Annotated in this window: 20 protein-coding genes and 2 tRNA genes; 12 read left to right on the top strand and 10 right to left on the bottom strand. The window is 61.1% G+C overall.

Annotation, left to right across the window (positions count from 1 at the left end; genetic code table 11):
* Nucleotides 1–117: 117 nt before the first annotated feature.
* The 4 genes from M4J40_RS01215 to araD form a co-directional block, all read right to left on the bottom strand.
* Nucleotides 118–211: transfer RNA gene (locus M4J40_RS01215), tRNA-Ser, on the bottom strand.
* Nucleotides 212–387: 176 nt separating this feature from the next.
* Nucleotides 388–1,374 (bottom strand): aldo/keto reductase, encoded by a 987-nt coding sequence (locus M4J40_RS01210; RefSeq protein WP_251751432.1) that lies wholly within the window; start codon nt 1,372–1,374, stop codon nt 388–390.
* A 191-nt stretch (nt 1,375–1,565) separates the two neighbouring features.
* Complete coding sequence (locus tag M4J40_RS01205) at nt 1,566–2,972, bottom strand: L-fucose/L-arabinose isomerase family protein (RefSeq protein WP_251751430.1); 1,407 nt, start codon at nt 2,970–2,972, stop codon at nt 1,566–1,568.
* A gap of 64 nt (nt 2,973–3,036) precedes the next feature.
* Entirely contained in the window at nt 3,037–3,738 is a 702-nt protein-coding gene (gene araD / locus M4J40_RS01200; protein WP_251751428.1) for an L-ribulose-5-phosphate 4-epimerase AraD, read from the bottom strand.
* Nucleotides 3,739–4,189: 451 nt separating this feature from the next.
* Here araD and araC point away from each other — a divergent pair, with 451 nt between their 5' ends.
* From araC to M4J40_RS01185, 3 genes are all read left to right on the top strand, one after another.
* Nucleotides 4,190–5,056, top strand: a complete 867-nt coding sequence (araC, locus tag M4J40_RS01195; protein WP_251751426.1) for an arabinose operon transcriptional regulator AraC — start codon at nt 4,190–4,192, stop codon at nt 5,054–5,056.
* Between the two features lie 211 nt (nt 5,057–5,267).
* The gene (locus tag M4J40_RS01190; RefSeq protein ID WP_251751424.1) at nt 5,268–6,452 is read left to right on the top strand and encodes a galactokinase; all 1,185 of its coding nucleotides are present in this window, start codon (nt 5,268–5,270) and stop codon (nt 6,450–6,452) included.
* Between the two features lie 110 nt (nt 6,453–6,562).
* Nucleotides 6,563–7,603, top strand: a complete 1,041-nt coding sequence (locus M4J40_RS01185) for a UDP-glucose--hexose-1-phosphate uridylyltransferase (protein ID WP_251751423.1) — start codon at nt 6,563–6,565, stop codon at nt 7,601–7,603.
* A gap of 84 nt (nt 7,604–7,687) precedes the next feature.
* Here M4J40_RS01185 and yjfF read toward each other — a convergent pair whose 3' ends face one another.
* From yjfF to lipB, 5 genes are all read right to left on the bottom strand, one after another.
* On the bottom strand, nt 7,688–8,698 hold the full coding sequence (yjfF, locus tag M4J40_RS01180) for a galactofuranose ABC transporter, permease protein YjfF (protein ID WP_251751421.1): 1,011 nt from the start codon (nt 8,696–8,698) through the stop codon (nt 7,688–7,690).
* Nucleotides 8,695–9,729, bottom strand: coding sequence for an ABC transporter permease (locus M4J40_RS01175; protein ID WP_251751420.1), 1,035 nt, complete (start codon nt 9,727–9,729; stop codon nt 8,695–8,697). Before M4J40_RS01175 ends, yjfF begins: the two co-directional genes overlap by 4 nt.
* Nucleotides 9,729–11,249, bottom strand: coding sequence for a galactofuranose ABC transporter, ATP-binding protein YtfR (gene ytfR, locus M4J40_RS01170; RefSeq protein WP_251751419.1), 1,521 nt, complete (start codon nt 11,247–11,249; stop codon nt 9,729–9,731). Before ytfR ends, M4J40_RS01175 begins: the two co-directional genes overlap by 1 nt.
* 155 nt (nt 11,250–11,404) lie before the next feature.
* Nucleotides 11,405–12,361, bottom strand: a complete 957-nt coding sequence (ytfQ, locus tag M4J40_RS01165) for a galactofuranose ABC transporter, galactofuranose-binding protein YtfQ (RefSeq protein WP_251751418.1) — start codon at nt 12,359–12,361, stop codon at nt 11,405–11,407.
* A gap of 567 nt (nt 12,362–12,928) precedes the next feature.
* The gene (lipB, locus tag M4J40_RS01160) at nt 12,929–13,606 is read right to left on the bottom strand and encodes a lipoyl(octanoyl) transferase LipB (RefSeq protein ID WP_251751417.1); all 678 of its coding nucleotides are present in this window, start codon (nt 13,604–13,606) and stop codon (nt 12,929–12,931) included.
* Nucleotides 13,607–13,760: 154 nt separating this feature from the next.
* On the opposite strand from lipB, the gene M4J40_RS01155 reads away from it, so the two are divergent.
* Nucleotides 13,761–14,027: a FliM/FliN family flagellar motor switch protein gene (locus M4J40_RS01155; RefSeq protein WP_251751416.1), complete on the top strand. Its 267-nt coding sequence runs from the start codon at nt 13,761–13,763 to the stop codon at nt 14,025–14,027.
* 125 nt (nt 14,028–14,152) lie between these two features.
* Nucleotides 14,153–14,237, top strand: a tRNA-Leu gene (locus tag M4J40_RS01150).
* A gap of 62 nt (nt 14,238–14,299) precedes the next feature.
* On the opposite strand, the gene M4J40_RS01145 is transcribed toward M4J40_RS01150, so the two are convergent.
* Nucleotides 14,300–16,354 (bottom strand): methyl-accepting chemotaxis protein, encoded by a 2,055-nt coding sequence (locus M4J40_RS01145; protein ID WP_251751415.1) that lies wholly within the window; start codon nt 16,352–16,354, stop codon nt 14,300–14,302.
* A gap of 674 nt (nt 16,355–17,028) precedes the next feature.
* Between M4J40_RS01145 and M4J40_RS01140 the strand changes: the two genes are divergently transcribed.
* The 7 genes from M4J40_RS01140 (at nt 17,029) to M4J40_RS01110 (ending at nt 23,616) form a co-directional block, all read left to right on the top strand.
* Nucleotides 17,029–18,438, top strand: a complete 1,410-nt coding sequence (locus M4J40_RS01140; protein ID WP_251751414.1) for a bifunctional diguanylate cyclase/phosphodiesterase — start codon at nt 17,029–17,031, stop codon at nt 18,436–18,438.
* Between the two features lie 187 nt (nt 18,439–18,625).
* Nucleotides 18,626–20,038 (top strand): magnesium transporter, encoded by a 1,413-nt coding sequence (mgtE, locus tag M4J40_RS01135; RefSeq protein WP_251751412.1) that lies wholly within the window; start codon nt 18,626–18,628, stop codon nt 20,036–20,038.
* A 47-nt stretch (nt 20,039–20,085) separates the two neighbouring features.
* The gene (locus tag M4J40_RS01130; protein WP_251751410.1) at nt 20,086–20,838 is read left to right on the top strand and encodes a glycoside hydrolase family 25 protein; all 753 of its coding nucleotides are present in this window, start codon (nt 20,086–20,088) and stop codon (nt 20,836–20,838) included.
* A gap of 110 nt (nt 20,839–20,948) precedes the next feature.
* Nucleotides 20,949–21,437 carry a lysozyme inhibitor LprI family protein gene (locus tag M4J40_RS01125; RefSeq protein ID WP_251751408.1) on the top strand — a complete coding sequence of 163 codons (489 nt, stop codon included), beginning with the start codon at nt 20,949–20,951 and terminating at the stop codon, nt 21,435–21,437.
* 135 nt (nt 21,438–21,572) lie between these two features.
* Nucleotides 21,573–22,196 carry an ATP-dependent Clp protease proteolytic subunit gene (locus M4J40_RS01120; RefSeq protein WP_251751407.1) on the top strand — a complete coding sequence of 208 codons (624 nt, stop codon included), beginning with the start codon at nt 21,573–21,575 and terminating at the stop codon, nt 22,194–22,196.
* A 237-nt stretch (nt 22,197–22,433) separates the two neighbouring features.
* On the top strand, nt 22,434–22,775 hold the full coding sequence (locus M4J40_RS01115) for a hypothetical protein (protein WP_251751405.1): 342 nt from the start codon (nt 22,434–22,436) through the stop codon (nt 22,773–22,775).
* 40 nt (nt 22,776–22,815) lie between these two features.
* Entirely contained in the window at nt 22,816–23,616 is an 801-nt protein-coding gene (locus tag M4J40_RS01110) for a YdcF family protein (RefSeq protein ID WP_251751403.1), read from the top strand.
* The last annotated feature ends 2 nt before the right edge of the window (nt 23,617–23,618 follow it).

Below are 23,618 nucleotides of genomic sequence, written 5' to 3'. Positions count from 1 at the left end.
CTCTCCATTTCGACACCTATTGCGCGAATTATCGTACAACAAACCGTCCAACACAGAGAATGGCTCCGGACGTAACCATTTGAATTTATTGAAGACGTATCGGTAGGGAAAAGAAAGTGGCGGAGCCGGAGGGATTCGAACCCTCGGTACGGGTTTAAGCCCGTACGCCGGTTTAGCAAACCAGTGCCTTCAGCCTCTCGGCCACAGCTCCGTTGCGAAGTTGTCTAGAGATTCTGCGGCACTCGGTCAAGCCCCGGCGATGCCGGCTTCGCAGATGTATTGAATGAGAGAACACAATTTCAACCGGGGGCTCCATCAGTTGCCCTCCAAAGACAAGCGGCGGAAATCGCTAGGATTTCCGCCGCGTAGAAAGCGTAGTGATCTTAATCACCAACGTTGGTGGACGTGGGGAGCGACGAGCCGGGCATAGATGTCCCGCGTCGCCGCCATGACGTCGGCCGGTATGGCGGTAAGGTCCGAAGCGGCGGCGTTGCCGCGGGCTTGAGCTGCGTTGCGAGCGCCGGGGATGACGACACTGACTGCATCGGCCATCAGGATCCAACGCAACGCAAAGGCGGCCATGCTCTGGCCAGTCGGCACAAGTTGGCGAATCTCCTCGACGGCCTGCAGGCCGACCTCAAAGGGCACGCCACCGAAGGTTTCGCCGACATCGAAAGCTTCGCCATTCCGGTTGAACAGGCGATGGTCGTCGGCCGCGAACTTCGTGTCGGCCGTGATCTTGCCCGAGAGCAGACCAGAAGCGAGGGGCACGCGCACGATGACGCCGACACCACGCCTCTTGGCTTCCTCAAAGAACAGGCGATCGGGTCGCTGACGAAAGATGTTGTAGATGATCTGGACCGAGGCGACGCCTGGATATTCGATGGCCTTCAGCCCTTCCTCGACCTTCTCGACAGAAACGCCATAGTTGCGAATCTTACCCTTGGCCTTGATCGCTTCAAGTCCTTGGAACAGGTCAGGAGTGTAGAACACCTCGGTCGGCGGGCAGTGGAGTTGCACGAGTTCGAGAGTCTCGACACCGAGGTTGATAAGGCTGCGATCGATGAAGGATTCGATGTTCTCGGGCGTGTAGCCCGAGGCGACATGCGGGTTGAGGCGGCGACCGGCCTTGGTGGCGACATAGGGGCGCTTGCCCGTCCACTCCTTCAGCACAGAGGCGATGATGCGCTCGGAGCGGCCATCGCCATAGACGTCGGCCGTATCGATGAAGGTGACGCCGGCTTCAAGGGCAACCTCGAGGGCGGCCCGTCCGTCGGCTTCAGTCACTTCGCCCCAGGCGCCGCCGATCTGCCAGGCACCGAAGCCGATGTCGGACACCTCGACCGGCAAGCGTCCAAACTTGCGGTACTGCATGACTTTTCTCCCTGAATAATTGGCCTCTCGGCTTTGATTTCGAGGGGAGATTAATGCCGTTCGGACGCGTCAGCGCAAATGGTTTCTGGCGATGGCCGGTATCGGTGACGGAGATCAACGGACACTTCGCACCACAAACAAAAGGGCCGGCTTTCGCCGGCCCAGTTCCGCTTGCTTGGGAGGAGCGGGTATCAGACCTCGACGTACTGGATGCCGACGAGATCGCAATAGGCCTTCCACTTGGCGCGCGTGTCGCCGAGGTGCAGGACCTGATGGTGCGTGCCGCCGTTCTTCAGCCAGCCATTGAGGCACTCCCTCACGCCGGTGGCCGGCTTGAAGAAGAAGTAGGGCATCTCGACGGTGGGCAGCTCCTCGGTATCGAGGATTTCGCCCTGCGACACGACGAGACGGTACTTGTCGGCGCCGAGCGAAACGAGGCTGACCAGCGTGGCCGGGCCGGGCTCGCCCTGGAACAGGACGGTCGGCGGATTGTCGAGGCCACCGATGCCGAGCGGGCGATCGATGAGGCGCGGCTTCTTGTCCTTGCGGGCGACCTTCCAGTTGCCTTCACCCATGTGGCTCTGCAGAGCCGCATCGAGCTCGAAGTCCATGGCATACATTTCGGTGAACTGGGGGTCGGCCTGCAGCGCGCGGGCGGCGACCATCAGCGAGGCGCAGTTGGTGTCGCCCTCGGCGGCGTAGCCATAGCCGTCGGCCATCAGGTTCGAGGCGGCCATCATGTGGGTCTGCTTGAAGCGACCGTCGAGACCGATCTCGTTGAAGTAGAGCGAGAAGGCGTCGTAGCCACCGGCCTCGAGCACCTTGGTGATGGCAACCTGGATCTTGGCGGCCTCCTCGAGTTGCGGCTGGGTCAGCTTCGGGTCCATGTCGAAATTCGCCTTGCAGTAGGCGATGACGGCCTGGATGTCCTGGGTGTTGACCTTGTCCATCTCGGCGGCGATCGAGCCCATGCCGATATGGTCGACCTGCGGGCCGATGACGCGCATGAAGGTATGCGGGTCGGTCAGAATGTCGCCCATGCCCGGCATACGACCGAAGACGGCGACCTTGGTCTCCTTCATCACGGCAACGGCGTGGGCCGCTGAGGCGAACACGTCGAAGGCCTTGACGAACTCTTCGTCCTTCCAGTCACCCGACCAGACCGAGAACTGCTTGCCGAGATGGATCAGCGAGTTGGCCGTGTCCTGAACGCCATGAACACCCTGGTTGTAGGTGAGGTCATCCATGTTCCACGCCTTGGTAACGCGCGGCTCAGGCTGAATGTTGGCCAGGAAGAGCGGCAGCGACACGTCGCGGAAGGCGTTGACGAGGCGAAGGCCCGGACCATAGGTCAGGTTGACGATCATGATGCCGTCGACATTCTCGGCGGCGAAGATCTTCAGCACCTCCTCGATGTCTTCACGGCAACGGGCCGCCTTGGGGAACAGCACGTCGGCAACGCCGGTCAGGCGGGCCGAAACCTCGCGGGCGTAACCTTCCTGCCGCTTGGTAATGCCCGGCAGCGTATTGTCGTAGAGTTCCTGCATGATGCCGAGGAAACCGATCTTCGGCTTCCGCGTGATATCCTTGAGCGCCATTTCCTTGCCTCCTAGAAAATTGTTGTCCTTGCCTCGCTTCCGGTTCCCGGAAACGGGGGAATGATCAGGCCTTCTTCTGGCCGTACCAGGCTCCCGGGCCATGCTTGCGCTGGTAGTGGTACTCGGAGACGTACTCCTCGACCGGACCTGCATTGGGTGCCAACATCACGGTGGTAGTGGCAATGCGGGCGATCTCCTCGAGGAACACGGCGTTAAGTACGGAATCGGGAGCGTTCTTGCCCCAGGTGAACGGACCGTGGCCGGCCACGAGAACCATGGGCTTGGCAAGCGGATCGTCATTGCCGAGACGACGGACAATGGCCTCACCCGTGTTGCCTTCGTAGTCGGCCGTAACCTCCTCGGCCGTCAGCGGAGCCGTCAGCGGCACGGCGCCGTGGCAATAGTCGGCGTGCGTGGTGCCGAAGCAGGGGATTTCCTTGCGCGCCTGTGCCCACGCAACGGCGTAGGGCGAATGCGTATGGGTAACGCCGCCGATGGTCGGGAAGGCACGATAAAGCACCAGATGCGTCTTGGTGTCGGTGGACGGGTTTAGGTCGCCTTCCAGCACCTTGCCGTCTGCGAGGTTCACGACCACGAGCTTGTCGGGGGTCAGCTTGTCGTAGGAGACACCCGACGGCTTGATGACAATGTAGCCCTTCTCGCGGTCTATGCCCGAGACGTTGCCCCAGGTGTGAACGACGATCTTGCGGCGATCGAGTTCCAGATTGGCCTCACAGACCTGCTCGCGGAGTTCCTTGAGTTTCATGGATGGCTGCCTTCAGCATGGTTTGTTTGCCGGCCGCGACTCGTGACGGCCAACAGCGCTAGAAAACCTAACGACGGACTTGGATCTCGGCGGAATCGCCGGGCACTATGCCCGATCTGATTGAGTGCGCCCCTCTCGCGCCACGCGGACCTACAAGCAGTGCCGGAAGGCATGCCGAAAATGCCGAGTGGGGTCGCCTAGATCGCAGCTCTGATGCGGACGAATTTCGCCCTCCGCGCGAAACGCCCAGCCTCTTCCTCCTTGTCGGCGATCGAATTCAAGCCGCTGTTATTGCTCATTTTGATTGGGAGGATTATAGTGCCCTACATCCGCATCCCAAAGGGCTAATCCAGCTTTTTACATGGACGATACTGCCGCACCCCTTTCCGCGCCGGCTCAGGTCGAAAGCGTCATTCGCCGTTTGTCGCTCTTGCAGGCGGGAGGAGAGACGATGGCTGATCCCTTCGTCGCACCGCTGTTCCCGGGCTTCCATTTCGACACGCGCCTCGTCGCCGGAATCACGCCGATCGAAAGGGGAGGGCCGCTCGATTTCCGCATCGAACGGCCGGACGGCATGCGTGGCTGGATTGTCAACCTGACGATCAAGGGTAGCGGCGAGGTCTTCGACGGCGAGAACCGCTTCACGGTGGAACCGGGTGACCTTGTGCTGTTCCCCCCCGGCGCCATACACGACTACGGGCGTTCGCCCGGCGCGTCCGAATGGTGGCATCGCTGGATCTATTTTCAGCCGCGCGCCTTCTGGAGTGGCTGGCTCTCATGGCGAAACGCGCGCGGTGCATTCTTTGTTCAGCGCGTCGAGGACAAGTCGCTGGTCGCAACTCTGGAAGCGTTGTTCGGGGAGGTCGCGAGTTGGTCGGCAAACACCGATCTTTTGTCCATGGAACTCGCCATGAACCTCCTCGAGAGGGTGATCTTGCTCTGCGCCAAGAACGACCGGGCAACGGCACCGCCGGGACACTTTGATCAGCGCTTGTTGATGGCCTGCAAGTTCGTGACCGACAACCTGCACAGGCCGCTTTCCGTGGCGGAGATTGCCCAGGCCGTTTGCCTGTCGCCGTCGCGTCTGGCGCATTTGTTCACCCAGACGCTTGGGCGGTCGATCCTGAAATGGCGCGAGGAGCAGGTGATCCAGTTCGCCTGCCACCTGCTGCTGGTCACGCCCAGCCCGGTGAAACAGATCGCCGCCCAGGTGGGCTACGAGGACCCGCTGTATTTCAGCCGGGTGTTCCGTCGTTACACCGGATGCAGTCCGAAAGCCTTCCGGGCCGAGCATGGTCGCACCCAGGGTCTGCCATAAGTAAATCAGCGCTTGCCCGATGACACCTTCATCCGCCTCCTCGGAAGCGGAAATGCACGGTCATACGCAAAGGCGCGCAATCGACCAAAGCTTGCCGGGTTGTTTTATGCTGTCTATAAGAAGGCGTCGCCTCGCTGCGTGAGCCCGAAGCGGCGCAATTGAATCAGCGCATTCATCCATGCCGGCAGTCGTTTCGGAGGAAACGCCGGCCATGACCTTCGGGAGGCGAGAAGCCAACATGTTCAGCGTCGACGAGCTCAAGGCAGGATTCAAGGATATCTTTGGAGGCGAGCCATTTCTCGTCAGGGCTCCCGGGCGCGTCAACCTGATCGGCGAACACACCGACTATAATGACGGCTTCATCATGCCTGCCGCCCTGGAGTATGAAACTCGCGCAGCCGTGGCGCCGCGCGCGGACAGAATCCTCCGTGTCCACTCGACAAAGATTGGCGTGACCAAAGAGTTCGATCTGGACGATCCTGCTCCCCAACCTAAGCACGACTGGACCGACTATGTCTTCGGCGTTGCGGTGGCGTTGGCTGGAGCGGGAAAGAGGCTCAAGGGCGCTGACATCATGATCGCTTCGTCGGTTCCCTTCGGCTCCGGCCTGTCGTCTTCGGCAGCGCTGGAAGTCTCGATCGGCTATAGCCTGCTCACCGTTGCCGGGCTCCCAATCGATACGGTCGAGCTCGCCAAGCTCTGCCAGAAGGCCGAGAACGAGTTCGTCGGCATGCGCTGCGGCATCATGGACCAGTTCATTTCCTGCAACGGTCAGCACGATCATGCGTTGATGATCGATTGCCGCAGCCTCGAGAAGCGATCGGTGCCCATTGATCCGCGTGCGCGGATCGTCGTCGCCAACTCCATGGTCCATCATGAACTGGCCTCCGGCGAGTACAACAAGCGCCGCGCCTCCTGCGAAGAGGCCGTTCGCCTTCTCGCGCCCGCTCTTGGTCCGATCAAGGCCTTGCGCGACGTGACGCCGACGGACCTGGAAGCGAACAAGGCGCTGCTTTCGGAGGTCACCTATCGTCGCGCCCGCCACATCGTCACCGAGAACGAGAGAGTGATCGAAGCTGCGGAAGCACTTGCCGCCGGTGACCTGGCCCGCTGCGGCGCGCTGATGAACCTGTCACATGCTTCGATGCGCGACGATTACGAGATCTCCTGCGATGAAGTCGACGTTCTGGTCGATATCGCCCAGAAACAGTCGGGCGTGTTCGGCTCCCGCATGACCGGTGGCGGATTCGGCGGTTGTACGGTGAGTCTCGTCGAAGCCGGCGCCGTCGAGTCCTTCATGGAGAACGTGAAGGCTGCCTATGAGACGGCGACCGGTCTCAAGTCGACGATTTTCGCCTGCTCGCCGCAGCAGGGCGTGGGGCCCCTCGCGGGCTGAGTTCAACAGGGGCGGGAGATTCGGTTCGACCAAGCCGCCCCTTTCTGCCCATGGAACGCCGGGCGTTCCAACCGGTCGCCGACCGGCCCATCGGTCAGGACGGAACAATCATGAACGCATTTGCCGATCATCCTCATCGCCGGCTCAACCCTCTCACGGGAGAGTGGGTACTGGTGTCGCCGCACCGTGCCAAGCGCCCCTGGCAGGGACAGGTGGAGAAGCTACCTCCGGTCGCCAGCGTCGCGCACGATCCCAAGTGCAACCTCTGCACGGGCAACCTGCGCATGAATGGCGAGCGCAATCCCGACTACAAGCACACTTTCGTCTTCGATAACGACTTTGCGGCGCTGACGCCCGATGCGCCCTCCGACTACCGCGACGATGACGGACTGATGATTGCCGAGGGCGAGTCCGGTCTTTGCCGTGTGCTGTGTTTCTCGCCGCGCCATGACCAGACGCTGGCGCGTATGTCGGTCGAAGAGATCACCTATGTCGTCGATGCCTGGGTCGAGCAATTTGTCGATCTCGGCTCGAAGCCCGACATCGGCTCGGTCCTGATCTTCGAAAATCGCGGCGAGGTCATGGGCTGCTCCCAGCCTCATCCGCATGGGCAAATCTGGTCCAGCCGGCACATGCCGAATGAGACCGCCAAGGAGACCGACCGTCAGCTTGCCTATTTCAAGGAAAAGGGCAGGGCGATGCTCCTCGACTATGTCGACAAGGAGTTGAAGCTCGGTAAGCGCATCATCCACCAGAACGATCACTTCGTCGTTCTGGTGCCATATTGGGCGATCTGGCCGTTTGAAACCATGGTGCTGCCAAAGCGTCGCATCGGCGGTTTCGACGAGTTTTCAACCGGCGAGCGCGCTTCACTGGCCGATGCGCTGTCCAACATTGCCATCCGATACGACAACCTGTTCGAGACGAACTTCCCCTATTCGATGGGCTTCCACCAGAAGCCGACCGATGGTGAGGCGCATGAAGAGTGGATGTTCCACGCGCACTTCTATCCGCCGCTCCTGCGCTCGGCGACGGTCAAGAAGTTCATGGTCGGTTTCGAAATGCTCGGCTCTCCGCAGCGCGATCTGACGCCGGAGACCGCCGCGCAACGATTGCGCGACCTTCCCACCGTCCATTACCTCGATCGGTAATCGATCGACTTCAAGCGCATGCCCAAACAAAACCGCCGCCGGAACGATCCGGCGGCGGTTTCACTTTGGCAAGGGGTGCTCCGGTCAAGCACTTGTCGGTTGGGCGCCCGAAGCAGAAGCATGGCGCATGTTGCGGGAGCTGCGCTCGGACATCCACATCAGGCCACGCTGCAGGGCGATAAAGCCGAACAGAAGAAGACCGATGACGATCTTGGTCCACCAGCTCGACAGCGTGCCGTCGAACACGATGTAGGTCTGGATCAAGCCCTGGATGCAGATGCCCAGGAACGTGCCGGCGACAAAGCCATAGCCTCCTGTCAGCAGCGTCCCGCCGATCACCACCGCCGCGATGGCGTCGAGCTCGACGCCGACGGCTGCCAGCGAGTAACCAGCCGAGGTGTAGAGCGAGAACACGATGCCCGAGAGGCCGGCCAGGAAGCCCGAGAGGGCGTAGATGCCGATCGTCGTCTTGGCAACGGGCACCCCCATCAGCTGGGCCGAGGTAAGATTGCCGCCGAGCGCGTAGACATAGGTACCGAAGCGTGTGCGCTGGGCGAGGATGATGCCGAAGGCGAAGACCGCCACCATGATCATGGCAATCAGCGTCAGTCGACCACCACCGGGCATCCTGATGTAGAGGTCTTGCAAGGTGGAATAGAACGGATGGGTGATGGGCACCGACTCCGTCGTCAACAGATAAGAGATACCGCGGGCGAGGAACATGCCGGCCAGAGTCACGATGAAGGGCGGCATATCAAGGAAGAAGATGATACCCCCCATTGCCGCCCCGAAGGCGGTGGTGAGTGCGAGCACCAGCACGAAGGCTGCCAGCGGGTGGATCGAGGTATCTCGCAGGATCACCGACAGGAACACACCTGTGAAGGCGATCACCGAGCCCACCGACAGATCGATGCCACCGGACAGGATCACGAAGGTCATGCCGACAGCCGTGATGCCAAGGAAAGCGTTGTCGGTCAGAAGATTGCCTGCGACACGCGTCGACAGCATGTTCGGAAACACCGAGATGCAAATGACATAGGCCAGCACGAAGACCACGAAGGTGGCCAACAGCGGCAAGTACTTGGAATTCTTCATCGCGCCGCGTGCTCCCTGCTTTCGGACTTGATCGCCACGGCCTGCCGGTTGGCCCGGACATTGGCCATGGCCGCCTGGCTGGCTGGCGACTGGACGATCAGAATGATCAGAATGATCGCTGCCTTGATGATGAGGTTGAACTCGGGCGGAAAACCAGCCAGCAGGATTCCCGTATTGAGCGACTGGATGATCATGGCGCCCATCAGCGAGCCGACGAGCGAGAAGCGGCCGCCGAGAAGCGATGTGCCGCCGATGACCACCGCAAGGATGGCATCCATTTCCAGCCAGAGGCCCGCATTGTTGGCATCAGCGCCCTTGATGTCGGCGGCGGCGATGACACCCGCCGTTGCCGCACAAAGACCCGACACCGCATAGACGGCGAGCAGGATGACGCGAGAGTTGACGCCGGAGAGCGTCGAGGCGCGCCGGTTGACGCCGATCGCCTCGATCAGAAGACCGAGCGCCGAACGACGAACCACCAGGATCGCCAAAATCGCAACGACGATCCAGATGATCACCGGCATGGGCAAGCTGAGGAACGAGCCGGAACCGACAAAGATCAGCTCTGGCTTGTCGTTGAAGGTCAGGATGACCCCCTCGGTAATGAGCTGGGCGATACCACGGCCGGCCACCATCAGGATCAAGGTGGCAATGATGGGCTGGATGTCGAGAAGAGCGACCAATGCGCCGTTCCAGAGACCACAGGCAAGCCCCACGAACAGTGCGCCGGCCAGCGTCGCCGGCAGAGAATAACCGGAGGTGATCAGCGAAGCGGCGACGGCGCCAACAATGGCCATGACCGCACCGACCGAGAGATCGATACCCTTGGTGGCGATCACCAGCGTCATGCCGATAGCCAGGAGGGTCACCGGAGCGCCGCGATTGAGCACATCGATCAGCGAGCCATACAGGCGTTCGTTCTGGATCTCGATCGAGAAGAAGCCAGGCGAGATGATGGCATTGAGAACAAGGATCACCGCCAGGACGATAATCTGGGGTGTCCGTTCGCGGACGATGGTTGGAACGGCCATTACGCTGCCTCCCCGGTCGCGCCATGCGAAGCGATGGCCTTCATGATGTGTTCGGTGGAAATCTCGTCACCGGTGAGCTCGCTCACCATCTTGCGATCCCTCAACACGATGATGCGGGACGAATAACCGACGAGTTCACCGAGCTCGGACGAAATGACCAGGAGCGCCATACCACGCTCGCAGAGATCGACGATCAGGCGAATGATTTCCGCATGGGCGCCGACGTCGATGCCGCGCGTCGGTTCATCGAGGATCAGGAAGCGCGGATTGGTGGCAAGCCAGCGGGCGAGAAGCACCTTTTGCTGATTACCGCCGGAGAGGAACTTGATCGGCTTTTCACGGTCGGACGTACGGATATCCAGAGCGGCAATGTAGCGGTCGGCAAGTGCCTCCTGCTCCGAACGGGAGAGAGGACGCATCCAGCCGCGTTGGGCCTGCAACGCGAAGATGATGTTCTCACGCACCGACAGGTCGCCGACGATGCCATCGGTCTTGCGGTCTTCCGGGCAGAAGGCGAAGCCTTGGGAGATCGCCCTGCGCGGCGAGGACATGTTGACCGGGGTGCCGGCAACGCTGATGGTGCCGCTGTCGGCGCGCTCAATACCGAAGACCAGTTGCGCCGTTTCCGTTCGACCGGAGCCGAGGAGACCTGCGATGCCGACCACCTCGCCCTGACGGATATCGAGGTCGAGCGGATCGATGTTGCCGCGCTTGCCGAGCCCGCGCAGCGAAACCAGCGGCTCGGCCTTGGCCGTATTGGGATCGATCGTGCGCTTGAAGTCGGCTTCGAGCTGGCGGCCGAGCATCATGGAAACCAACTTCAGACGGTCGAGACCGGCGACCGGTACGGTGTCGATCAACCGACCATTGCGCAACACCGTGATGGTGTCGGCGATCTCATAGACCTGGTCGAGGAAATGGCTGATGAAGATGATGCCCATGCCACGCTCACGGAGCTGCCGGACCACGGCGAAAAGCATCTCCACTTCGTGGGCATCGAGGCTCGCGGTTGGTTCGTCCAGCACCAGCACCTTGCCGGAAATATCCACGGCGCGGGCGATGGCGACGACCTGCTGGATGGCAACCGAGAAGTTGGCGAGCGGTGCGGTGACGTCGATGCTGAGGCCGTAAGTATCGAGGATGGCGCGTGAGCGGCGGTTCATCTCGCGCACGTCGGTCAGGCCAAAACGCTTGGGCTGGCGCCCGAGAAACAGGTTCTCGGCCACGGTAAGGTTGGTCAGGAGGTTGACCTCCTGATAGACGGTGCCAATCCCGAGCTTCTGGGCATCGACGACGTCGCGCGGATAGATGGGCGTTCCATCCAGCAGGACCTCGCCCTCGTCGCGACGATAAGCACCCGTGATGATCTTGATGAGTGTCGATTTGCCCGCACCATTCTCGCCGAGAAGGGCATGTACTTCACCGGCCTTGAGCGTGAAGTCGACATTTTCGAGCGCGGATACGCCGAGAAAGGCCTTGCTGACTCCGCGCACGGATAGCAGCGGCTGAGCGTTCGCCATGGTAGCTGGTCCAACTATTACCGATCAAAGAAACGGGCCGCCCTCCGATGCGGCGGCCTCACCCCGAGGGACAAGCCCGCCGGCAGCCGGAAAAGCGGCCCGGCAATGAAGGTGAACGCCGCCCGTTCCGAGGAGGGCGGCGTTCCGGGTTGCTATCAGTAGCCGAGGCCCTTCTTCTCGTCGTAGACCTTCTGCGGGTCATCAGCCGGCGTATAGAGCTTGGACTCGGTCTGGATCCACTTGGCAGGCTCCTTCTTGTCCTTGAGATAGGCGTCAAGGGCATCGAAGGCCGGGCCGGCCATGTTCGGGGTCAGTTCGACGGTGGCATTGGCTTCACCAGCGACGAACGCCTGGAAGATATCCGGAACGGCGTCGACGGAGACGACGAGGATGTCCTTGCCCGGCTTCAGGCCAGCTTCCTTGATCGCCTGGATGGCACCGACGGCCATGTCGTCATTGTGGGCGTAAAGGGCGCAGATATTCTTGCCGCCGCCTTCGGCCTTGATGAAGCTTTCCATGACTTCCTTACCCTTGGTGCGGGTGAAGTCACCGGTCTGGCTGCGGATGATCTTCAGGTTGTCGTGGCCAGCGATGGCCTCGTCAAAACCCTTCTTGCGGTTGATGGCCGGCGACGAGCCCGTCGTGCCCTGCAGCTCGACGATGTTGCACGGCTTGTCGCCGACTTCCTTCACGAGCCAGTCGCCGGCAACCTTGCCTTCGAAGACCGTGTCGGACGTGACGGCGGTGAGATAGAGGTCCTCGGGAGCGTCGACGGTACGGTCGAGCAGGATCACCGGAATTTCGGCTTCCTTGGCTTCCTTGAGGACGGCGTCCCAACCGGTGGCGACCACCGGGGCGATCAGGATCGCGTCAACGCCCTGGGCGATGAACGAACGAACAGCCTTGATCTGGTTTTCCTGCTTCTGCTGCGCGTCAGCGAACTTCAGGTCGATGCCGCGCTTCTGGGCTTCGAGCTTGGTGACGCTCGTCTCGGCGGCGCGCCAGCCGGATTCCGAACCGATCTGCGAGAAACCAACGGTCAGCGCAAAGGCAGATGAAACGGAAAGAGCCGTCGCAAAGGCGGTCGCGGCGAGCAAATTAAGAGTGCGCATTCTCTCCTCCACATTTGTTCCGGGAGCAACCGGAAGACTCCATTTCACTCCCCGGACGCCGGCCTCCACACCGGCTAAGGGCAAGTTAACCCAGCGAGCTCCCCCACAAAAGAGACAAATCGGTCTCCTTCATGGAATATTCTGCTGATCCGCATGAATTCAATACCTATACTAAGGTATAATATCCGTGTCCGATTTTGGATTTTTCAGGGCTCTTCTGGCAAAATACGGGCACATCCACCTTCCTGTACATTGATGACCAACCATACCCACTTTTCGACTTGCGATTTTGAATCGATTTCTTAAGTATGACAAATGAATGGGATCGGTACCAAATATATTGAAAAGTCTGCCTCATCCCCGGCAACCAAGGCCTGTTTCTCGATTTTGCGGCCAACGCCTCCCCGACAGGTCTGAGTGAGGATCTCATATTCGCTCTACATATGGTTATCCGCCATGGAAGCGCGTGCCGTCGATGGATTTGGTTCCCGTAGACGAGGCTTCGCGCCGGACGGCCAATGCTTCCGTCCATGTTGGGGACAGTCTTCTCTTGTCGTCGTCAGGCGATCAGCCTGCTGGCCCCTCGCAAGGCCCGAACACCTCGATGAAGCTGGATCTCAGCGCCGCGTCGGCGTCTTCCATGGTCACCGGTAACCCCAGGTCGACGAGGCTGGTGACACCATGGTCCCGGATGCCACAAGGCACGATCCCGGTGAAATGATCGAGGTTTGGCTCGACGTTAAGGCTAATTCCGTGGAAGCTGACCCAGCGGCGAACCCGGATACCAATGGCGGCGATCTTGTCCTCGGCGGTGCTTGCCTTGTCCGGCCGGCGGACCCAGACGCCCACGCGATCTTCGCGCCTCTCGCCCCGAATGTTGAAAGTGGCCAACGCCCCGATGATCCACCGCTCCAGCGCTGCGACGAAGGCCCTTATGTCCCTGCCGCGCCGTTCGAGGTCGAGCATGACGTAGGCCACTCTTTGGCCCGGCCCATGATATGTATACTGCCCGCCGCGCCCAGTCTGGTGGACGGGGAAACGGTCCGGTTCGACAAGGTCGTTCGGATCCGCGCTCGTTCCGGCGGTATAAAGAGGAGGGTGCTCGACCAGCCAGACGAGTTCCCTTGCGCGCCCCTCGGCGATCGCCGCGACACGCGCCTCCATGAAGGCGACAGCGAACTCATAGTCGACGAGATCAGGCTCGATAAGCCACTCGACAGGCGGTGAACCGGGGACGGCGTGCATGTCCGTCCTGATTTCGGATCGTTCATTAACCATTCGGTAACCTTATGCCGCAAACACTCAACGGACGACGACGCGTCGGTTTGCCGCTTCGTGTTCCGGGTGGCGCCGGTGGTCGAGCAAGCCCCCGCCGACGGCGAGACGGAAGATAGGACTGATGGCCAATTTGGAGAAGATCAAAGTCGAGATCTCTGTCGTGCTCGGCGGACAGACCATGCCGATCCACCAGCTGTTGCGCATGGGGCGCGGCGCGGTGATCGAGCTGGACCATTCCGCCGACGATGACGTCGATATCCTCGCCAACAATCTGCCGGTCGCCAAGGGGCAGGTCGTGCTGAAGGGGGATCGCGTGACCGTGTCGATTACCGAAGTCCTGGCCCGACCGGCCTCCTACCGCCGCGTCGACGAGGTTGTGAAGATCTAAGTTTTTCCCGGATTAGCGGGATTTTTCCGACGCTGGCAAAATTCTTCTTGGCTCCCTCTTGTGCCCCGGAGAATCTCTTGCTAGATACCCGGCGCCGGCCCGGAAGGGGTGGCAACTACCAAGATGCGGTCGTGGCGGAATTGGTAGACGCGCAGCGTTGAGGTCGCTGTGTCGCAAGACGTGGAAGTTCGAGTCTTCTCGACCGCACCAAACAAAAAAGCCGGGCATTTGAGTGCCCGGCTTTTTTGTATCTATGAAGATGATCGATAGGCCTAACTCGCCCTTAGTCCCGCGAGAACCTTCGACACTTCCGTCTTCAACTGGTCTATCTGCTCCGTAAGGCTCGACGCCGACTCCTTGACCTCGGCGGAGGCTTGAGAGGTCTCCCGCGCGGCAGTCGCGACCCCTGCTATGTTGGCATCCACCTCCCGCGTCGACTGGAAGGCGAGGGCCACGGCTCTTGCCACCTCGGATGTGGCGGCCTCCTGCTCGGCCACGGCTGCCGCGATACCCGTCGAAGTTTGGCCGATGTCGCGGACCTGGGCGGCGATCGTGCCGATGGCGTCAGCTGAGGTGCGGGTCGCCGACTGGATTGTCGCGGCCTGAGAGGAGATTTCCGATGTCGCCCGTGCAGTCTGCTCGGCAAGCTGCTTCACCTCTTGCGCGACCACGGCAAAACCACGTCCCGCCTCGCCAGCGCGGGCCGCTTCGATCGTCGCGTTGAGAGCCAACAGATTGGTTCGGGCGGCGATATCGCTGATAAGCGTCACCACGTTTCCGATCTGGGCGGCGGACTCGGCAAGTCCAAGAACCCCTCTTGCGGTGTCGTCGGCCATTGCAACGGCCGAGGTCGCCGCCACCGTCGACACCTCAACCTGCCGCCCGATTTCCCGAACTGAAGCCGCCAGCTCTTCGGCGGCGCCAGCGGCCGATTGTACGCCCGAAGCCGCAAAACTCGCGGCCCTGACCACGGCCGTCGATTGACTGGACGTTTCTTCGGCGCCGGCTGCGAGGGTGTTGGCCGCGACCTCCAACTGCTGGCTCGCCGCTCCCAGCGTAGCGACGACCATGCCGATTGTTGCCTCGAATTTGTCGGCCAGTTGCAACATCTCACGAGTCTTCTTCTCGGCGGTCAGGCGCTTGGTCTGCTCCTGCTCGGCGCGCAGTTGGCCGGAATCCAGAAGTGCTGCCCGAAACTCGGCCGTCGCATGGAACAGTTGACCGATCTCATCGCGCCGCTTCGGAACGTCGATCTCATCCTCAAGGTGCCCCCCAGCAAGCGACCGCGTAATGGCAGTCAGTCTGGCCAAAGGCTTCGCCAGTCCGAAATGGATAACTCCAGCCGTCAGAACCACCACGGCGAGGACGGCAGACAAGGTCAGCATCGCCCAGACCAGCGATCGGTTCGCCACCGTCAATCGTTCGGCGGTTTGCGAGGAGATATACTCGCCCAGCTCGGACTGGACGCCGGCAAGCATATTTACCGCCTCGGTTGCCTGCGAAAACCAGTCGGGCGCGGGCAGGGTGGCGGGGGCGCCGCTCGTCAATGCGGAGTACACCGACTGGCGGGTCGTCTCGAACCGTTCGAAGACGGCCTCATTGGCTTCTTTCGCGCGGGTTCGGACAGGTTCGCCGATCATCTCAAGGCGGGAATAGGCCGCGTTCCAAGCCGACATGACATGACCACGATACTCGGCAAGCGTTGCGAGTTCCGCGGCACTCGCAACGCGACCAGCCGAAAGGATGCCGTTGAGCATGCCCCGTTCCCGGCCCACATACTCGCTGGCCTCCCATATCTGGCGGCGCGCTTCCATGGCGCGGGCAAGCGCCAAGCTTGTCGTTCCAACCCCATCGGCCGCCGTACGTCTAGCGAGGTCATCAACCGCCTCGATGATGCGAGACTGAGCCGCGAACCAACGTGCCCCGAGATCTGACGGCGCCTTTGCGCCGGATGAAGCAGCGGCATAGATCTGGCGACGCAGGTCCTCCGCAGCCGAGACGAGAGAGTTCAGCCCATCCGCCTGATCTTGGTTCGCCTCGCTCAGAAGCTGACCGAGAGTTTCCCGAGCCTGACGGCGGGACTGGTCCAGCTTGTCGGCGACCGCCGCAGAAAGCTGCTTTCCGCTGGCAACTCCACTCGTCTGTCCCCGGTCCACCGCGAATGCCGTGGTAATCGCCAACGCCTGGTCCTGCACAAGCTGCGATTGAAGAATGGCGTTCGCGCTTGATTTGGCTTCAAGGGCGGAGACAAGCGTTTCCTTCAACTCAATGGCCAACAAGGCGGTCATTGCGGCAAACGTCAGATAGAGCTTCCAGCGGATTTGCATCCTATGGCCTTTTCATCGCAAGGAGATTGAAAGCCACAGTTTCATGGGGAAGTGACAATCGCCGTCGACTTGCTTACCCAAACCGTGCGCCCGAAATAACGAATTGCATGAAAGTCTTAATCGCACGTTTATGGGGTATTCCGGCAATTTCTACTTGCCATCCTATATTTTACCCATGTCAATTCTACCGTTGACAACGGAAATTGCACGATGCGTCATGATCTGACAATACATTTCGGCTTATCCGCCGTCCAAAAACATCAACGAATTTGAAGATACCGTCGTTATCTCCCTAGTCATCAAATGCCTTTGGCGCATTCAATCGAGCCCAGGCTTTGCCGGCATCCGATGAGCTTCATCAATGCCAGTCCTCGCCAATTTCACTGAAACGGATCGTAAAATATTAATTAAACATGCATCTGCGTACAAAGTATGCTTGTTGAGGTTGTGGTTTCTTGTATTCATCGACCGAAAAGTACGCGTTGCGGTTCGCGAAGGCGTAGCGAAGAGGTGAGCAAATGCGACTCTTGAGGGCGGGACGAGCAGCTCGAGATGCAACAGCCCTCATTGTCGTCGGCATTTTTCTCTTTGTCGGCTTCGAACAGCTTGATTTCTTCGAGACGCTTTCCGCTTTCCTGAGAAGGAACGAGTTCGTCCAGCTCGACGAAGTGCTGATGGCACTGCTGATCGCTGGGCTGCTGGGCTTCGTCTTCGGCTACCGCCGACTACGAGACTTGCAAGACGAGGTGGCACATCGCAGCCGGGCCGAGCGCGACGTCTCTTGGATCGCGGCCCATGATCCGTTGACCCGCCTTCCCAATCGTGTCGGACTCAAGCAGGAGATCGAGCGACTGAGGGCGAGTGACAAAGCTGGCAAGCCTCACCTGGCCATGGTGATCGATGTCCAAGGCTTCAGATATATCAATGACATCTACGGAAACGAGGCAGGCGACGAGATCCTGGTAAACATTGCCGACCGATTGCGCGAGATCTTCGTCGACTGTTACCTGTTCAGGCTTGGTGGCGACCAGTTCTACGCCGCACTGGAGGGCTCTCAGACCAAGGACTGGGAGAAGCTGGCCCGCCGGGCCGTCAAGCAGATCTCCGAACCCATCCTGGTCAACGAGCGCTACTACGAGGTCTCTGCCTATATTGGAATGGCGCGGTATCCGGACGATGCCGCCAATATCAAGTTTCTTCTTCGATGCGCACTGTCCGCGGTCTCCTCGGCAAAGAGAGAGCATTCCAGCGAGCCGAAATGGTTTGACCCCGCCGTTGACGAGGCGACGGCTAGATATGCGGAACTCGACAAGCAACTGCGCGCAGCGCTCAAGTCCGGAGAAGTGAGGCCGTATTACCAGCCGATGATTGACTTGACCTCCGGGCGTATCGTCGGGTTTGAAGCTCTCGCGCGGTGGCGCCGTCAGGACGGGACCTTCGTTCCGCCATCCGAGTTCATAACTTTGGCGGAAGAAACCGGCATGATCGGCGAGTTGTCGGATGTACTGTTCCGCCAAGCCTGTCGTGACGCTGCAAAATGGCCGCGAGCCATTCGGTTGTCCTTCAACGTCTCTCCAGCCCAGTTCAGCAGCCGAAGCTTCGGCCGCAAGATGCTGGAGACACTTGCCGAGACGGGGCTCTCGCCTCAACAACTCGAGATCGAGTTGACCGAGTCGATGTTCGTGAAGGACGTGCAGCTGGTATCGGCCATGCTCGAGGAACTTCGTGGGGCGGGTGTTCATATCGCAATCGACGACTTCGGAACCGGCTACTCGAGCCTCTCGCAACTGTCTCGGCTAAGGTTCGACAAGCTCAAGATCGATCGCAGCTTCGTGTCGTCCTTCCTCGACGACGCGCGGCAGGCCATGATCATTCGGGCAATGATCGGCCTTGGGCGAGGGTTGGGCATGAAGACCATCGCCGAAGGAATCGAAGAAGCATCCCAGGCCGAGACGCTTCAGCTTCTGGGGTGCCATCAAGGGCAGGGGTTTCTGTTCAGCCGCGCCGTCCCCGCCGAACAGGCGGCTTCCATGCTTCAGATGACCTGGCCCGTGAGATCTGAGGACAGCACCGCGGCAAACTGATCGCGGAGCTGACCTGCGCGGAGAGTGGTTTGCCACGTGAGGCGGAGTCCGTCTCTGGCTGTCGAGCCCTCTCGGGAATTTCTCCCTTGCACCATCCGGTTTGTCGGCCTTAACTCCCGCGCGACGGTGCTGATCGTCGCCGTCGATTCAATCTGTTCGCCACCTCGAGATTCACGGGAGACGCGCCATGGCCGAAACCGAGCCCAACGCGCCTGAAACGCGGAGCTTTGACGGCTTGCCGCCGCTCAGAACGGAGGAGGGTGAACTCGATCCGTCTTTCCTCAATGCCATCACCGCGGCGATCGAGGCGGCGGATGCTCCGACTGTCGAAGCGCTGGCCGCCGATCTTCACGAGGCCGACGTTGGCGACATCATCGAAGCACTCTCGGCCGACGAGCGCGCGCCCTTCATTCAGCTGCTCGGCGAGCACTTCGACTTCGCGGCCCTGACCGAGGTCGACGAGACCGTTCGTGTTCAGCTCATCGAGGAACTGCCGCCCGAAGCGGTGGCTGAGGGCGTTCGCGATCTCGACTCGGATGACGCGGTCTACATTCTGGAAGACCTCGACGACGAGGATCAGGAGGAGATCCTCGCCAAGCTGCCGGCGGTCGACCGCATGGCGCTGCGCCGCAGCCTCGACTTTCCCGAGGAGACGGCGGGGCGTCGGATGCAAACCGACTTCATCGCCGTGCCGCCATTCTGGACCGCCGGGCAGACGATCGACTACCTTAGGAACCAGAAGGACCTGCCGGACGAGTTCTACGAGGTGTTCGTCATCGATCCGGGATTTCGGTTCCTGGGAGCCGTGGCGCTTAATCGGCTCTTGCGGGCGCCGCGCCCCACGCGCATGTCGGACATCATGAACGACGAGCGACAGCGTGTCCTCGCTACCGACGACCAGGAAGACGTGGCGCGCATGTTCGAGCGCTACAATCTCGTCTCGGCGGCCGTGGTCGACGAGTCGGAGCGACTGGTGGGCGTCATTACCGTCGACGACGTGGTGGACGTCATCCAGGCCGAAGCGGAGGAAGACATCCGCGCCCTGGCAGGCGTCGGCGACGAGGAGATCTCGGACTCCGTCTTCTACACTCTGCGGACCCGGTGGGTCTGGCTGTTGTTCAACATGCTGACCGCCTTCCTGGCGTCGTCGGTGATCGGCATGTTCTCGGGGTCGATCTCGAAGATGGTGGCGCTTGCCGTGCTGATGCCGATCGTCGCGTCGATGGGCGGTAACGCAGCCACCCAGACCATGACGGTGACCGTGCGGGCCCTGGCGACCCGCGATCTCGATGCCCACAATGTTTGGCGGATTTTCGGTCGAGAATTAAGCGTTGGTTTACTCAACGGCGGCAGTTTCGCATTGATCGTCGGTTCGGCCGCCGCGCTCTGGTTCCAGGATCCGCTCCTTGGAGGCGTGATCGGCGCCGCGATGATCGTCAACCTGTTGTCTGCGGCAACGGCCGGCATCCTGATACCCCTGGCGTTCGAACGGCTCGACATCGATCCGGCGGTTGCTTCGGGGGTTTTCGTGACGATGGTGACCGATGTCGTGGGGTTTCTGGCGTTCCTCGGGCTCGCGTCATGGATTTTGCTTGGGTAAAGACGGCGTTTCAAACGAAGCGGCGGCGCCGCGACAAGCCGATCGGCATGGGTCGTTGGGTCAGCCTTGCCGCCCGTTTGGTCAATCCGCTCGCACTCGGCTCGCTTGCTATCGGTCTCTCCGCGTGTGCTCTGTTCAGTTATGAGCCACCAGGACCGGACGACTACCCTGTGAAGGGCATCGACGTCTCCTACTATCAGGACGACATCAACTGGCGTTCGGTGGTGGCGGACAACACCGCCTTCGCATGGCTGAAGGCGACGGAGGGCGGCGACTGGTCGGATCCGAAATTCCAGCAGAACTGGGATGGTGCCGCCATGGCGGGGTTGCCGCGCGGCGCCTATCACTTCTGGTACTTTTGTCGTCCGGCGATGGAGCAGGTGAGCTGGTTCCTGCAGAACGTGCCCTATGACCCCTACGCGCTGCCGCCGGTCCTCGACATCGAATGGGTCGACTCCAAGACGTGTCCGGGCCATCCTCCGCGTGAGGCGATCATTCCGGAGGTCAAGAGCTGGCTCGACGCCATCGAGAGCTACTACGGCAAGCGTCCGATCATCTACACGTCGATCAGCTTCTACAACGACCGTTTGCGCGGCGCTTTTCCCGGCTACTTCATCTGGATCGCCTCCTACAAGGGGCATCCGGTGGTGCGCGACCCGAGCCTGCGCTGGAACTTCTGGCAGCATACGGAAGCCGGACGCGTTGCCGGCATTCGGGGTAGGGTGGATCGCAATGTCTTCAACGGATCGCCTCGCGAATGGCAGGCTTTCCTCGAAGGCCGTCTCCCTCCGGGCGGGTGAGCCAAGGTCAGCCCGAACTCTTGGCGGTTTCCGCTGGAATTTGCCTGAAAACGCGGAGATAAAGAAATGCCGGTGAGCTCTCCTCGCCGGCATTTCCATAGGAGACGAGGATGCGCGGTATCGTCGCTTTCTGCTTGGCAATGGCCATTGGCGGCCTTGCTCAGGCCGATGAAGGCAACCCGGCCGAGCCGACCGACGCCGATCGGCAGGTGATCGCCGAATGCGTGGCAAGCGCTCCGCATGAGAATATCAGTCCGCTTGGCTGCATCGGCATGGTTTCCGATCCCTGCCTTGCCGATCCGGACAACGACAATACGCCGATGATGGCCGCCTGCCTTGAACGTGAAGCAACGATCTGGGACGAGCGCCTCAACGACGATTATCAGGCGCTGATGAAAGGCCTCGACAAGGCCGAGGCCGCCAAGCTGCGCGACAGCCAGCGGTCCTGGCTGACAGTGCGCGACGCCACCTGCGACATCGAGGCCTCCTTCTGGCAGGGCGGCACGGGCTATGGCGGTGCGATTGCGGGCTGCATGTTGCGTGAAACTGGCGCCCGCGATGTTTCGCTCGCCACCCTTCGTACCTATCTCGATCAATGAGCGAGCCGTTCACCCTGTCTTTCCGGTCGGGTTGCCGTCCGCTCCCCTGATGAGATACGAATGGACTCCATCAGGATTTGCGAGTCCCGAGGCCCGACCCCTTCGTCGCGGCCGCCACCCCACGAGAAGGTCCACATGATTTCCAAGGATCAGGAATACGTCCGCCTCGACGATGAGGAAGAGGAGAAGGACGAGAAGGCCAAGGACGGAGCGCCGGCCCCACAGGTTGACAAGTATCTCTTCAAGTCGCGCACTGTTCTGATCACCGGCCAGGTGACCCAGGAGATGGCGAAGGAAGTGACCTCGCGCCTGTTGGCATTGGCGGAAGCGAGTGCCACCGATCCAATCACCGTCATCGTCTCGTCGCCGGGCGGCCATGTCGAATCCGGTGACATGATCCACGACATGATCGGTTTCGTGCCGGCGCCGGTGAACATCATCGGGACGGGTTGGGTCGCAAGCGCCGGCGCGCTGATCTACGTGTCGGTGCCCAAGGAGCGTCGCTTCTGCACCCCCAACACCCGCTTCCTGCTGCATCAGCCGTCTGGTGGTACCGGTGGCATGGCGACCGACATCGAGATCCAGGCGCGCGAGATCATCAAGATGCGCGACCGCCTCAATCGGATTTTCGCCGATGCGACGGGCCAGCCGGTCGAGCGCATCGAGAAGGACACCGACCGCGACTACTGGATGAGCGCCGAAGAGGGCATCGCCTACGGTCTGGTCGGCCGGGTGGTTCGCACCGCTTCGGACATCTGACGATATTCAGAACGGGGCGGCACAACCGCCCCGTTCTTTCTGTTTACCGCGTTCGCCCCCGACCACGGGGAGAACTGATGCACTCAAATACCGACGCCAGAAGCTGGTTTGCCAAGCCGGCGTCTCGTTGAGGAACATGAACGTTCTAGGCCGATCAACGGATTGACCACCTCGTGTTCGTCGGGTCATCTCCCTGTCGGGGTGACAGCGGGCCGGGTGGCGGCCGGGAGGACGAGATTGAACGCATTGAAAAAGATCGCTCTTTCGATTGGCCTCGTCCTTGTTGCCGGGGGCGTTCAGGCCCAGTCGCCCAGTCCCTACGACATGACCTACGCGCTGCGGGACGGCAAAGCGACTTCGCTTTACGCAGACATGAGCGAGAAGGCGGCGAAGAAGGGCACTATTCCAGGTGATGCCAAGGGCATCGTATTGCGCTGGTGCCGCGACGAGATTCCATTCGGGTCCTGGCAGTTCGGTAGCCGCAAAACGCAGCTTGCCCTGCTCGACGCACGGTGGTGCGAAGTCTCCTACAAGGGCGTGGTCGGCAATGTGCCGGGCAAGGTACTGACACCGCAATAACCGAAACGACAGGAAAGCTTCGAGGGGGAGTGCAGGCGGCGTGTTTTATGTGCTCTCCAAGCTTGGGTTCCTGTTTTTGCGCCCCTCCAATGCCTTTGTTTTGGCACTGCTGCTGGGAGTGGGGTTGCGGCTGCTTGGTTGGCGGCGGCGGGGTGCCGAGTTGATCGGCATCGCATTGACCTTGCTCGTCATCTGCGCGTGGACCGGTGTTCCCACGCTTCTTCTTCGTCCCCTCGAACAGCGCTTCTCGGTACCGGCCGATCCTGACCGGCTGGCCCCTGCCGGGATTCTGGTCTTGGGGGGTGTTGTCGATACGGGGCTGTCGACTGAACGAGGCTCGGCGGAGCTGGTCGATGGCGCGGAGCGTCTGATCGCCACTGCAGAACTCGCTCGGCGATATCCGGGCGCGCGCATCGTGCTCTCGGGCGGCTCGAATGGCGTTTTCGCGAACGACGAGCGTGCCGAGTCGGCCATTGCGCGCGACCTGCTTGTCGAGTTCGGCGTGTCGGCAGAGCGGATTACGATTGAGGATCGGTCCCGCAACACGCGAGAGAACGCAATCTACAGCTTCAGCACGGTCGAGCCAAAGCCACGGGAGCAGTGGCTACTCGTCACCTCGGCCTTCCACATGCCACGCGCCATCGGCACCTTTCGCGCTGCCGGCTGGAGCGGCGTGGTGGCCTGGCCAGTCGATTACCGCAACGGCGCCGCAACCGACTGGTTGGGCGGACGCACCGCAGCCGAAGGGCTGACAATGACCGACATGGCGGTCCGCGAATGGATAGGCCTCGCCGCCTACCGGTTCGCCGGCTATTCCGACGCGCTGCTACCGCGACCGTAGGT

Source organism: Pleomorphomonas sp. JP5 (assembly GCF_023721815.1).
Lineage (GTDB): Bacteria > Pseudomonadota > Alphaproteobacteria > Rhizobiales > Pleomorphomonadaceae > Pleomorphomonas.
This window is presented reverse-complemented; position numbering and strand designations above follow the sequence as displayed.

Excerpts from the sequence above, each read along its gene's own strand:
- ytfR (WP_251751419.1), bottom strand. The coding sequence starts at position 11,249 with ATGGCGAACGCTCAGCCGCTGCTATCCGTGCGCGGAGTCAGCAAGGCC.
- M4J40_RS01140 (WP_251751414.1), top strand. The coding sequence starts at position 17,029 with ATGGCACTGCTGATCGCTGGGCTGCTGGGCTTCGTCTTCGGCTACCGC.
- lipB (WP_251751417.1), bottom strand. The coding sequence starts at position 13,606 with ATGCACGCCGTCCCCGGTTCACCGCCTGTCGAGTGGCTTATCGAGCCT.
- M4J40_RS01185 (WP_251751423.1), top strand. The coding sequence starts at position 6,563 with ATGAACGCATTTGCCGATCATCCTCATCGCCGGCTCAACCCTCTCACG.
- M4J40_RS01120 (WP_251751407.1), top strand. The coding sequence starts at position 21,573 with ATGATTTCCAAGGATCAGGAATACGTCCGCCTCGACGATGAGGAAGAG.
- M4J40_RS01205 (WP_251751430.1), bottom strand. The coding sequence starts at position 2,972 with ATGGCGCTCAAGGATATCACGCGGAAGCCGAAGATCGGTTTCCTCGGC.
- M4J40_RS01130 (WP_251751410.1), top strand. The coding sequence starts at position 20,086 with ATGGGTCGTTGGGTCAGCCTTGCCGCCCGTTTGGTCAATCCGCTCGCA.
- M4J40_RS01190 (WP_251751424.1), top strand. The coding sequence starts at position 5,268 with ATGACCTTCGGGAGGCGAGAAGCCAACATGTTCAGCGTCGACGAGCTC.
- M4J40_RS01145 (WP_251751415.1), bottom strand. The coding sequence starts at position 16,354 with ATGCAAATCCGCTGGAAGCTCTATCTGACGTTTGCCGCAATGACCGCC.
- araD (WP_251751428.1), bottom strand. The coding sequence starts at position 3,738 with ATGAAACTCAAGGAACTCCGCGAGCAGGTCTGTGAGGCCAATCTGGAA.
- mgtE (WP_251751412.1), top strand. The coding sequence starts at position 18,626 with ATGGCCGAAACCGAGCCCAACGCGCCTGAAACGCGGAGCTTTGACGGC.
- M4J40_RS01210 (WP_251751432.1), bottom strand. The coding sequence starts at position 1,374 with ATGCAGTACCGCAAGTTTGGACGCTTGCCGGTCGAGGTGTCCGACATC.
- M4J40_RS01155 (WP_251751416.1), top strand. The coding sequence starts at position 13,761 with ATGGCCAATTTGGAGAAGATCAAAGTCGAGATCTCTGTCGTGCTCGGC.
- M4J40_RS01175 (WP_251751420.1), bottom strand. The coding sequence starts at position 9,729 with ATGGCCGTTCCAACCATCGTCCGCGAACGGACACCCCAGATTATCGTC.
- ytfQ (WP_251751418.1), bottom strand. The coding sequence starts at position 12,361 with ATGCGCACTCTTAATTTGCTCGCCGCGACCGCCTTTGCGACGGCTCTT.
- yjfF (WP_251751421.1), bottom strand. The coding sequence starts at position 8,698 with ATGAAGAATTCCAAGTACTTGCCGCTGTTGGCCACCTTCGTGGTCTTC.
- M4J40_RS01125 (WP_251751408.1), top strand. The coding sequence starts at position 20,949 with ATGCGCGGTATCGTCGCTTTCTGCTTGGCAATGGCCATTGGCGGCCTT.
- araC (WP_251751426.1), top strand. The coding sequence starts at position 4,190 with ATGGCTGATCCCTTCGTCGCACCGCTGTTCCCGGGCTTCCATTTCGAC.